1 protein-coding gene is annotated in these 444 nt (G+C 65.5%); it reads right to left on the bottom strand.

Annotation, left to right across the window (positions count from 1 at the left end):
* Positions 1-133: 133 nt before the first annotated feature.
* The coding region (locus tag IB238_RS24295; RefSeq protein WP_210333716.1) for a hypothetical protein at positions 134-444 on the bottom strand (311 nt) is incomplete at its 5' end.

The raw sequence follows: 444 nt of genomic DNA on the forward strand, positions 1-444 counted from the left end.
CTGTTGAACTAAACGGTGGCGGTCGGCTTGGCATTCAGCATAGAGGATGATGAAAGCGATGAGCTGCCTGTTATTAACGGCCGCCGGCCATGAAACTGGATCGCTTTCACCATTATTTGTTTCCTCATCCGGCTTACTGGGCGGGCTGCTGCGACAGGGTGTCGAGTGCCAGTCCGAGCCAGCGTTGGCAGGCGCCGTCCAGCGCCGTCTCATCCCGATAGCCGAGCTTGGCCAGCACCTGAGCGGGCTTGCTGCCGCTTCTGAGCAGACGCACCGCCTGCAGCAACTGCCACTGGGGGCGCAGGGCATCGGCCGCCAGGGCGGGATCCTCGATGCCACGCTGGGCGAGGCAGGCCTGCCAGGCCGCATCGCCATCCGGTTGCCCACTCGCCAGCGCCCGCCAGGCGGCCTGCAGCGGTTGGTCTGCCTGCGACTGGATGGGGC

Source organism: Rhizobium sp. ARZ01 (assembly GCF_014851675.1).
In the GTDB taxonomy this organism is placed as follows: Bacteria; Pseudomonadota; Alphaproteobacteria; order Rhizobiales; family Rhizobiaceae; genus Mycoplana.